General features: G+C 67.3%; 11 protein-coding genes. All 11 read right to left on the reverse strand.

The window, feature by feature from the left end; genetic code table 11:
- A partial coding sequence (locus tag ACIQ51_RS13315; RefSeq protein ID WP_396205545.1) for a TolB family protein occupies positions 1-903 on the reverse strand: 903 nt, incomplete at its 3' end.
- 10 nt (positions 904-913) lie between these two features.
- Positions 914-1,672: a TonB C-terminal domain-containing protein gene (locus ACIQ51_RS13320; protein ID WP_396205546.1), complete on the reverse strand. Its 759-nt coding sequence runs from the start codon at positions 1,670-1,672 to the stop codon at positions 914-916.
- A gap of 1 nt (position 1,673) precedes the next feature.
- Complete coding sequence (locus tag ACIQ51_RS13325) at positions 1,674-2,087, reverse strand: biopolymer transporter ExbD (RefSeq protein ID WP_396205547.1); 414 nt, start codon at positions 2,085-2,087, stop codon at positions 1,674-1,676.
- Positions 2,088-2,089: 2 nt separating this feature from the next.
- A complete protein-coding gene (locus ACIQ51_RS13330; protein WP_396205548.1) occupies positions 2,090-2,830 on the reverse strand; it encodes a MotA/TolQ/ExbB proton channel family protein in 741 nt (246 codons plus the stop codon).
- A complete protein-coding gene (locus ACIQ51_RS13335) occupies positions 2,827-3,804 on the reverse strand; it encodes an NAD-dependent epimerase/dehydratase family protein (RefSeq protein ID WP_396205549.1) in 978 nt (325 codons plus the stop codon). Before ACIQ51_RS13335 ends, ACIQ51_RS13330 begins: the two co-directional genes overlap by 4 nt.
- Before the next feature lie 236 nt (positions 3,805-4,040).
- On the reverse strand, positions 4,041-5,339 hold the full coding sequence (locus tag ACIQ51_RS13340; protein WP_396205550.1) for a LysM peptidoglycan-binding domain-containing protein: 1,299 nt from the start codon (positions 5,337-5,339) through the stop codon (positions 4,041-4,043).
- 177 nt (positions 5,340-5,516) lie between these two features.
- Positions 5,517-6,020 (reverse strand): single-stranded DNA-binding protein, encoded by a 504-nt coding sequence (locus ACIQ51_RS13345; RefSeq protein WP_396205551.1) that lies wholly within the window; start codon positions 6,018-6,020, stop codon positions 5,517-5,519.
- Between the two features lie 108 nt (positions 6,021-6,128).
- A complete protein-coding gene (gene rimI / locus ACIQ51_RS13350; protein WP_396205552.1) occupies positions 6,129-6,620 on the reverse strand; it encodes a ribosomal protein S18-alanine N-acetyltransferase in 492 nt (163 codons plus the stop codon).
- A 22-nt stretch (positions 6,621-6,642) separates the two neighbouring features.
- Positions 6,643-7,347 (reverse strand): tRNA (adenosine(37)-N6)-threonylcarbamoyltransferase complex dimerization subunit type 1 TsaB, encoded by a 705-nt coding sequence (gene tsaB / locus ACIQ51_RS13355; RefSeq protein ID WP_396205553.1) that lies wholly within the window; start codon positions 7,345-7,347, stop codon positions 6,643-6,645.
- A gap of 121 nt (positions 7,348-7,468) precedes the next feature.
- On the reverse strand, positions 7,469-7,951 hold the full coding sequence (gene tsaE, locus ACIQ51_RS13360) for a tRNA (adenosine(37)-N6)-threonylcarbamoyltransferase complex ATPase subunit type 1 TsaE (RefSeq protein WP_396205554.1): 483 nt from the start codon (positions 7,949-7,951) through the stop codon (positions 7,469-7,471).
- Complete coding sequence (gene uvrB, locus ACIQ51_RS13365; RefSeq protein WP_396205555.1) at positions 7,941-10,040, reverse strand: excinuclease ABC subunit UvrB; 2,100 nt, start codon at positions 10,038-10,040, stop codon at positions 7,941-7,943. The genes tsaE and uvrB overlap by 11 nt, the downstream gene beginning before the upstream one ends.
- Between the last annotated feature and the right edge of the window lie 15 nt (positions 10,041-10,055).

Genomic DNA, 10,055 nt, shown 5'->3' on the forward strand with positions numbered 1-10,055 from the left:
GGAGGGCTGCGCGCTGGCCCGTCCTCGCCCGACCGTGATGCGGCGTGCCTCCCCGCCCTCGAGCGGCTGGGCATACAAGTCGGTGCCGTTCTCCGAACCGCGGGCGTACACCACCGTGCGCCCGTCCGGCGACACGGCCGGTGTGGTGTGCTCGATGCCGCGGGCACTGGCCACCGTCCGCTGGGCACCGGTGGCCAGATCGGTGAACATGATCGGATTGCGGACCCCGTCCAGCACGCTGTAGACGATGCCCCGCCCGCTCGGGAGCCACTGGGGCGACATCCCGTTGGGGGTCACCGGCGTCACGTTGGCCCCATCGCTGTCGACCGTCCACACACGTCCGCCGCGGGTGAAGGCAATGCGCGTCTGTGCAATCCCACGCTGCCCCGTGATCCACTCCTCGACGACGTCGGACACGCCGTGCACCGCGAGCCGCCACGAGGCCGAAAGCGCCGGCGCGGGCAGCGGGAAGTCTTTCTGGTTCCGCACGTTCTTGAGCCCCACATCGTGCAGCACCACCCTGAGCCAGCCGGAGGGGAGCACCGTGGCCTGCACGATACCGTCCACCCCGAGTTTGCTGAACAACGCCCAGTTGATGGCGCCCGTCACGGCCGGTGCGGCCGACGACCCTACGACCGTGAAACGATCGCTATAGTCGACATCCCGACTCAAGATCGCGGTGAGCGAGTCGCCGGCATTCCCGCGAATCGGCAGCACGATCAGCGTGGTCTTCTCCCCGGGGCGGTACTGCAGCCCGAGACTCACGCCGCGGGTGGGCTGGGCGTGCAACACCGGCGTGGTCGAAAGGACGAGTGCCGCCAGGGCGGCAGCCACTGGGCGCATGGCCGCTATGCGACGGAACGGGGCGAAACAGGCCATCAACCGAGGGAAAGAGAGTGACATGGCGCGGGGCTCACTTGGGGCGCAACGCGTAATCGAATGTGAAATACACGACCAGCACATCGTCGGACCACCCGCTTGGCAGCGCACCGAAGCTGCGCGACGACCCAACCGCCTCGATCGCCCCCATGGCATCCAGGTCGTAAAGCCGGTCACCGGACCGCGTCACTACCTCGATCCCCGCAACCGACCCGTCGCGACGGATCATGAACTTGAGCTCCGTAACGAGGGCAGCCGATGTCCGCCGCGGCGACCAGTTGAGCGCAATCTGCCGGACGATGTTCGACAGGTACCCGGGAAATGGGAAGGCGATCCCGTCCGTGCGCACGTTGGCCACGTCGGCGCCCTTGGTGCCCGTGGCACCGGCTCCCGACTTGGGCGCTGCCGTCGACGTCTTTGCGTTCGGCTTCGGCTCGGCCTTCGCGCCTCCCTTCTTGCTGCGATCAGTTGACGGCGTAGCCTTGGGCGAGGGCATGGCCTTCTTGGCCTTCGACGGCGCTGGCACGGTCTTCTCCTCGGCGACCCGCTCCGCACCGGCCACGGGGTCGGCCGAGGGCGCCGCCTCCTCCGTTGGCTTCTCCACGCCCGCCTGGCGCACGCCCGCCTGTCCGACCAGCTCCACGCGATAGACGGGGGGCCTCGCCGCCTCCGGCCGGTTGCCTACCCAGAGCACGAGCGCGAGCAGCGCACCGTGGACACCGGCCGACGCCACCATACCGCGCCCCAGTGGCGCGTGGCTCCCCGTCATGGACCCCGGGTGCGGGGGGCTCATGTCAGCGCGCGTCCTCGGGTTCCGCCACGAGTCCCACCTCGGTGATCCCCCTGGCCTTCATGGCGGCGACGAGTCGAACCACCACGCCGTACTCCACCCCCTGATCAGCGCGAAGAAAGACCCCCCCGCCTCCCTTCCGATCGGAAAGCGCCTTGATGCTGCCCGCGAATTCGTCGAAGGTGAGCTTGGTGTCGTCAACGAAGATCTGACCGGCGCGGTTCACCGTCACCACCAGTCCGTTCTTCGGCTCGAGCGGCTTCACTTCCGCCGAGGGGAGGGCAATGTCCACCCCGCCCTGCATCATGGGGGCCGTGATCATAAAGATGATCATGAGCAACATCATGACATCGATCAGCGAGACCACGTTGATCTCGCCGTTCACGCCCATGCGATCCCCCCGTCGTCCACGACGCATGTTCAGATCCGCCCTTCGCGGACCATGAGCGCCACAAGCTCGGAGCCAAAGCCCTCGAGTTCATTGTCGAACCGGTTGAGTCGTGCTGCAAATACGTTGTACGCGAAAGCGGCGGGGATGGCCACCGCGAGTGCCGCGGCGGTGGCGATCAGTGCCGTGGCGATGCCCGGCGCCACTGCCCCGATGTTTCCCGAGCCCTTCGTCGCGATCCCCTCGAACGCCTCGATCACTCCGAGCACGGTCCCGAAAAGACCGATTAGCGGACTCACGCTGCCCACCGTAGCGAGCCAGGGAATGAACCGGCCGAGCGCCTCACGCTCACGTCCGGATTGTGAATCCAGCACGAGGCGCAGCGCCTCGACCTGCGAGCCGGAGAGACGCGCGGTCCGCTCGGGGGTGGCCCCCAATGCCGGTTTGGTATCGTTGAGGAACTGTACCGCCCTCAAGAACACCACCGTAAACGGGCTGGGGTTCGCGCGCTGCGCCATCAGCATCGCGTCGTCGATGCCGCGTGCCCGCTCGAATTCGGCGACGAAGCGTGCGCCGCTCGACTCAACGGAGCTGAAGGTCCGCCACTTGGAGAACATGATCGCCCACGATAACAGCGACAGGACGATCAGCAGGCCGAGCACCGCCTTCGTGACCGGGTCACTACCCATGATCAGCGCCACGATGGAACGGGACGCCGTCGACCCGTCCTGTGTGGACAGCTGGAGGAGAAAGAGTGCAGCCATGCCGTTCATGAGTTGGCCTCCACGGCGAGCCGCGCGCGCCGATCAGCAAAGAACCGATACGTGCTGTGCAGGCCATCAGCCAGCGATACCTGCGGCGTCCATCCCAGAACGGAACGGGCCTTGTCCGTCTGCAGCGCCGAGCGGGCGAGTTCCCCCGCGCGTGGCGGCGCAAACTCGGTCGGAGTCGTGCCCCCGGACACCTGGCGCAGAGTTTCGGCGAGCGTGTTCACGCTCGTCTCGATGCCGGTACCGATGTTGAAGGCGCGTGCATCGAGGCGACCGCGAGCCGGCAGCGCGCAAGTGGCTGCGGCGAAATTGGCGCCAGCCACATCACCCGCGTACACATAGTCGCGCGTCTGCTCGCCGTCGCCAAACACCGTGAACGGCCGCCCGTCGAGAATCCGGTTGCAGAAGGCGGCCACCACACCGGCCTCTCCATGCGGATCCTGCCGCGGTCCGTACACGTTGCCATAACGCAGGGCTACCGTGTCGAGCCCATGCACACGCCCGTAGTATGCGAGGTAGTACTCAACCGAGAGCTTGGCGATGCCGTACGGCGCCTCGGGATCCTTGGCGAACGCTTCGGTGCTGGGTGGCGGATCGAAGTCGCCGTAGAGCGCACCACCGGTGCTGGAAAAGACGGTGCGCGTTGGATGACCCCCAGCGCGCACCGCCTCCATGAGGTTGAGTGTGCCGAGAATGTTGCGGGTGGCGTCGTAGACGGGATCAAGCACGCTCCGGCGCACGTCAATCTGCGCCGCGAGGTGACACATCACGTCGAATCGACCGGTTCGCACAAGGGTCGCGGCCTCAGGCGACGTGATGCATCCGTGCACGAAGCGCGCAGCCGCCGGGAGGTTCTCCTCTCGACCGCTCGACAGGTCGTCGAGAATGGTGACGTTCCAGCCTTCCGCCAGAAACCTGTCTGCCACATGGGAGCCGATGAAACCGGCGCCGCCCGTCACCAGGACCGAATTCGCCATGCCGTGCGCAACCTCTCAATCTGGGTGTGAGTGGTGAAGTGCTGAATGTAAACACGCGCCGGGTGGCGTGGGGCCCCCGGCGCGTGCCGAAACAGCGTTGACGTGGATTGTGCCAACCCGTCGGTGACGCACATCGCACGGCGTGCCACTGCCCGACCGGCCATCCCGAAACCACAACGGGCAGCCCCGGACCGCGCCGAGGCGGCATCGGGCCGCCGCCCACGGGGCTGTGCCGGTCAGGGGACCTTGGCGTACCGGCGCGCCACCATGCCAACCGTGACATCGGTGTCGTATTGCCGGGTAATGATCGCGGCAGCGTGATCGCATTCCACGCGCACCACGCGCACAGTGGCGGTCACATGCTCGGCGGTTCCCTTCGCGGCGGCGCGATAGAGCGCCACCTCGTCACCAGCCTTGAGGCCCTGCGCGGCCCCGGCCGCAAGGACCAGAAAGCTCTGCAGGGTGGGCAGGACCTCGTGGTCATCAAGCCATTTCACGGTGGTCGACACGTCGGGGGTCGCGAGCTTCTGCGTGGTCACCCATGCCCCACGGTCGGCGAGCGCCGGCACCAGCATCTGCCCCTGTTCGATCCGCCCGCTCTGGCGCCGCACGAGACCGAGCGCCGGCGCGCCAGGCTCTGCCTTCACCACGGCTATCACGCCGGTGGGCAGCAGCAAGCGCTGCCCGTCGGCGAAGGTCGTGGTCGCCACGACGGCAACGAGAACGTCCCCCACCTTGTAGCGCTGATTTCGTGCCGCTTCGATCTCCACCTGATCCGTCTTGATGGCGCGCTGCGGGTAGGCGTTGCCATTGGACACGGGAGACCCCACCCGCGCGATGATCCGGCCGGTGTGCGCCAGCGACGCCTCCGGCACGATCCAGGGTGCGGCATCGAACTCGGCCTGGCGAGGCGTGGGGGTGTTGGGGCGGAGTACCGCCCGGGTCCGGCGCTCGGCTTCTGCCGCATCGGGAAGGTCGCGATGGAAGACCGTAAGCGCATCGCTGGTGTCGCGCGCCTGCAGTTGATCCTCCTGCTGCACGAGCCCGGTGCGGCGCACAGCTCGATCGCTCAAGATCGGGCTGGCCGGCGGCAGGCGGTCGGCCAGCGAGGTGTCCGGAGCAACCACGCGCGTAGCGGGCGCGCGGATCGCCGAGACTTCGGCGGCCATCGTCCCGCGAATGGCGGGGCGGACGGGGACGGTGAGCTGCATGCCAACGCGGAGGAGCGGAGTCCCCGTGATGGCAATGCCGTTGCGGCGGGCGAGGTCTGGCCACTGCTGGCCGTCGCCGTAGTAGCGCGCAGCGAGCGACCAGAGCGTCTCCCCGGGTTTCACCGTGTGGGGCCTGACCGCAGCCGTGGCGGCCGGCTTGCCGACGGCCGAGTCCTGTGGCGACTGAGCGCGCAGGACCGAGGGACGCCAAACGAGCACCAAGGCCAGTGTGGCAATGACCGCCAGACCAAGGCGCAGGAGCAAGCCGGCGATGTGACCCATGGTGACGGCGGCGCAGGTTGGCGCCCGTTCAGCAGCGCACATTTGGAGACCTCGAGAGAGAAGAGTCGGGAGTGCTTACGAGGGAGACGCGCGCGCGGCGTGACGGTAACGGGAAGGCCGCCCCCCGCGGGTCTCGACTATCGGCGGCCTCACCGACGCGCCCGGAAACGAAGAACGGCCCGGCAAAGCCGGGCCGTTCAGGTGCTGCGGGATGTCCCGTCAGAACGGGAGGTCGTCGTCTTCGTCTTCGAGGGCGCCCGGGAAGTCATTGAAATCGTCACCACCGGCAGCTGGCGCAGCGGCCTTACGCGGTGCCGATGGCGCGGCCTGCCGACGCGGCGCGGCCTCCATGTCGTCGCCCATGCCGCCACCCTGACGACCGCCAAGGAGCATCAGCTCCTTGACCTTGATCTCGGTGGTGTAACGGGTCTGCCCTTCTTTGTCCTGCCACTGCCGGTACTCGATTTCGCCTTCCACGTACACCTTTTCACCCTTCTTGACGTACTTCTCCACCACGTCGGCAAGGCCGCTGCCGCGCGCGCTGTTCCACACGACACAGCGATGCCACTCGGTCTTCTCCTGCTTGTTCCCGCTCTGGTCGGTCCACTGCCGGCCCGTGGCCAGCGAGAACGTGGCCACGCGGCCGCCAGTGCCGACGGTGCGGATTTCGGGCTCTCCCCCGACGTTGCCAATGAGAATGGCCTTGTTCAGGCTGCGGCTCACGATGCCTCCTCGAATTGCTGATGAACTGCGAAGTGATGTCTAACGACGGGGAAGGTACAGAGGACGCCTGACAACTGCGTCATCACTTGCTCGGGCATTGGGCCATTCCTACGCGCCGGGCGCTGGCACCGGCTGAGGCCGAGCCCGGCGAAGCACGAGCGCGTCTTCGGTCGGTTGTTGATAGTAACCTCGGCGGCGCCCCGCGGGCGCAAATCCACGGCTTTCGTAGAGTCCGCGCGCGGCGGCGTTCGACACCCGCACCTCCAGGTACACCGACTCCGTCCCCCCGGCGTCGGCCGCTCCGAGCGCATCGTCCAGGAGGAGACCGCCGACCCCCGTACCGCGAACGGCTGGGGCCGTACAGATGTTGGCGATCTCCCCCTCGTCGGCCGCCCGGGTGAGCACGCAGTACCCCACGACCTCTCCGGAGGCGGACACCGCGACCCGCAGGCGCGCGTAGTCACAGCGCAGCAGCTCGTCGAACGCCGACCCCGGCCAGGCGTCGCTGAAGCTTGCCACCTCGATGGTGGCCACTGCCGGAACGTCCGCCTCCACCATCGTCCGCACCTGCATGCCGTCACCGCGGTCGACGGTCACCATCCCTCCCTGATCCGACCGGTCATCACCGGCTTGGGAGAGGTGTACCGTGCGTCGCCTCCCACTTCACCTGCGCTTCGGCCAGGCGGCCATAGGTGGGCTCCCACGTGGCAAGGTCGACCGGCTGGTACTGCCACTCACCGGTCGCGTTCGGCAGCATCGACACGTGTGGCGACACACTGACGTCGTCGGGACACGCGAGCGAGGCGCCCAGCGCCACCCGCTCCTCAGGTAGGAACTGCTGGCGTAGCGCGCTGCCCTGCAGACGGGCCAATGGGCCGACCGCGCGCACGACCCCGTCCCCCCCGCGTTCGACCGGCAGCACATAGCACTCGCCACGGAGGGCATCCGCATGCACCACCCCGCGAGCACCGGCGCCGAACGCCGGGGCTTCTGCCGGAACAGACGCAGCAGCGATCAGCAGCGAGGGGGCAGCGTACAGCGGACACTTCACGCCGTGGGCCAGCCCCTTGGCCAGCGCGCCAGCGATGCGCAGCGAGGTAAAGCTGCCGGGCCCTTCGCCGCACACAATCGCGCCGATCGCCGACGGATCGAGCGCGGCGTCGGCAAGCAGCGACTGGATGGCCGGGAAGAGACGATCCTCTCTCCCGACGCCCATGACGACGTCGCGCTCGCCGACCAGCACCCCATGCACCCACAATGCCACGGAGCCCGCGGCGGTGGACGCCTCGAGCGCGAGGACGACGGAGTTGGACCAGAGGTTCAGCACGCACGGATTCTACCAACTCCCCCTGCGCGATGCGACTGCCCACGGCACCGGACCACCCACCAGCCAGGGTCGCGCACGGCGGACGGTACCCCACTCGACGATCACGACGCCGACGCAGCGGTCAGGGCAGCACTGGTGCGATCACCTTGAGCCGTCGCCGTGCCGGATCGGCATTGTCGTGGGCGAGGGTGATGCGAATCGTATGCGCCGGGAGGGTCGCCAGTGCACGCTCCGGCCACTCGACCAGCAGCACGGAACTGGTGGCCACCAGTTCATCCCACCCCAGCGCCTCCAGCTCGGCATCGCTGCGGAGCCGGTACAGGTCCACATGGACCACCGCCCCGGCGGGGGCAGCGTACTGCTGCACCAGAGAAAACGTGGGACTGGTGACCGCCCGCAGATCAACGACACCGAGCCCCGCAGAGAGTGCACGTGCCAGCGTGGTCTTCCCGGCGCCGAGGTCCCCCTCAAGCGTCACGACTGCCGGTCGCTCGAGCGCCGCACCGACAGCGCGCCCCCATCGGTCGAGCGTGTCGCGGTCCGGGGTACTCGGCGCACCACGCGAGAGCAGGTACGCCAGTTCCCTGCCGTGATCAGCGCCCACGCTTGCCTCCCGAATGCCGCAGGGGCGCACTGCCGGGCGGTCGCTTGGGAGCAACGGCGTTCCCTCGGGCCTGCGCCGGTGCCTGACCAAGCGCCGTCCGCACTTCGAACAACTGGTCGCGCAAACGCGCCGCCGCTTCGAAGTCGAGGGCACCGGCCGCCTCGCGCATGGCCACCTCGAGTTCGCCCACCAACTGGTCGAGTTCCTCGCGCGACCGCGCCACCGCCTCCGCCGGCAACTTCTTCGGTGCCGGCACCTCACCCTCACGCTCCACGCGCGCATCCGCGACGCGCGTGATGAACTTCACCTCGTCGACGCTCTTGCTCACGCCTCTGGGAACGATCCCGTGCGCGAGGTTGAATTCGTGCTGGATGGTGCGACGACGGGTGGTCTCGTCAATGGCGCGCTGCATCGACCCGGTGATCCGATCCGCGTACAGGATGGCCATGCCATTCAGATTGCGCGCAGCGCGACCGATGGTCTGGATGAGCGACCGGTCACTCCGCAGGAACCCTTCCTGATCCGCATCGAGGATCGCGACCAGCGACACCTCAGGCATGTCGAGGCCTTCGCGAAGCAGGTTGATGCCCACCAGCACATCGAACTCTCCCAGCCGGAGTCCACGCACGATCTCCATGCGCTCGATGGCATCGATGTCGCTGTGCATGTAGCGCACCCGCACCCCCATCTGCTGGAGGTAGTCGGTGAGATCCTCCGACATGCGCTTCGTCAGTGTCGTAACGAGAACACGTTCACCCTTGCGCTCGCGCTGCCGGATTTCATGCAACAGGTCATCGACCTGTCCCTTGACCGGGCGAATCTCCAGGACCGGATCGAGCAGGCCGGTGGGGCGGATCACCTGCTCCACCACCACGCCCTCGCTGAGGGTGAGTTCGAGTTCCCCCGGCGTCGCCGACACGTTGATGAGATGAGGAACGAGCTGCATGAACTCGTCGAATACCAGCGGACGGTTGTCGAGGGCACTCGGCAGCCGGAATCCATAGTCCACCAGCGTGAGCTTGCGCGCGCGGTCGCCATTGTACATCGCTCGCACCTGGGGCAACGTCACGTGTGACTCGTCCACCACCACGAGGAAATCCTGGGGGAAGTAGTCGAGCAGGCAGGCAGGACGTTCGCCAGCCAGCCGACCGCTGATATGACGCGAGTAATTCTCGATGCCGGCGCAGGTGCCAATCTCGAACAGCATTTCGAGATCGAAATTGGTGCGCTGCTCGAGGCGCTGCGCCTCCACGAGCTTCCCCTGCATGCGCAGCTCCGCCAGACGCGTGGCCAGTTCGTCCTTGATGGCCGCCGCTGCGCGTTCGATGGTGGGTCGATTCGTGATGAAGTGCTTGGCGGGATAAATCGCCATACGCTCCAGCGTGGCGATGGTGTCCCCCGTGAGGGGATCAATCTTGGAGATGCGCTCGATCTCGTCGCCCCAGAGTTCGAGCCGCACCGCCTGCTCTTCGTAGGCCGGATAGATCTCCACGGTGTCGCCGCGCACGCGGAACGTGCCCCGATCGAATGCCACGTCGTTGCGCAGGTACTGGATCCCCACGAGCGCACGCAGGATCTCATCGCGAGGGATCTGCTGCCCCCGGGTGAGCGACACCATCCGCTCGCGATACGACACGGGATCCCCGAGGCCGTAGATCGCCGATACCGTCGACACGATCACCACGTCGTCGCGTTCCATGAGCGAACTGGTCGCACGCAGCCGCAGCCGATCGATATCCTCGTTGATGCTCGCGTCCTTCTCGATGTACGTGTCGCTCGAGGGGACGTAGGCCTCCGGCTGGTAATAGTCGTAGTACGAGATGAAGTACTCGACCGCGTTGTTCGGGAAGAACGACTTGAGTTCCCCGTACAACTGCGCCGCCAGGGTCTTGTTGTGCGACAGCACGAGGGTGGGGCGCCCCCACTCGGCGATGACGTTGGCGACGGTCATCGTCTTGCCGGACCCTGTGACGCCGAGCAGCGTCTGATGCCGGTCACCGCGGCGCAGTCCCGCCGAGAGTTCGCCGATGGCCCGCGGTTGGTCGCCGGCCGGGGCAAATGGAGCCTGCAATCGGAAGGGAGCGCTCATGGGCGCAATCTATCA

Source organism: Gemmatimonas sp. (genome assembly GCF_044344655.1).
Lineage (GTDB): Bacteria > Gemmatimonadota > Gemmatimonadetes > Gemmatimonadales > Gemmatimonadaceae > Gemmatimonas.

Bases quoted from the DNA above. Each gene is read 5' to 3' on its own strand.
- ACIQ51_RS13335 (WP_396205549.1), bottom strand. From the start codon at position 3,804: ATGGCGAATTCGGTCCTGGTGACGGGCGGCGCCGGTTTCATCGGCTCC.
- ACIQ51_RS13340 (WP_396205550.1), bottom strand. From the start codon at position 5,339: ATGTGCGCTGCTGAACGGGCGCCAACCTGCGCCGCCGTCACCATGGGT.
- ACIQ51_RS13325 (WP_396205547.1), bottom strand. From the start codon at position 2,087: ATGCGTCGTGGACGACGGGGGGATCGCATGGGCGTGAACGGCGAGATC.
- ACIQ51_RS13320 (WP_396205546.1), bottom strand. From the start codon at position 1,672: ATGAGCCCCCCGCACCCGGGGTCCATGACGGGGAGCCACGCGCCACTG.
- ACIQ51_RS13330 (WP_396205548.1), bottom strand. From the start codon at position 2,830: ATGAACGGCATGGCTGCACTCTTTCTCCTCCAGCTGTCCACACAGGAC.
- uvrB (WP_396205555.1), bottom strand. From the start codon at position 10,040: ATGAGCGCTCCCTTCCGATTGCAGGCTCCATTTGCCCCGGCCGGCGAC.
- rimI (WP_396205552.1), bottom strand. From the start codon at position 6,620: ATGGTGACCGTCGACCGCGGTGACGGCATGCAGGTGCGGACGATGGTG.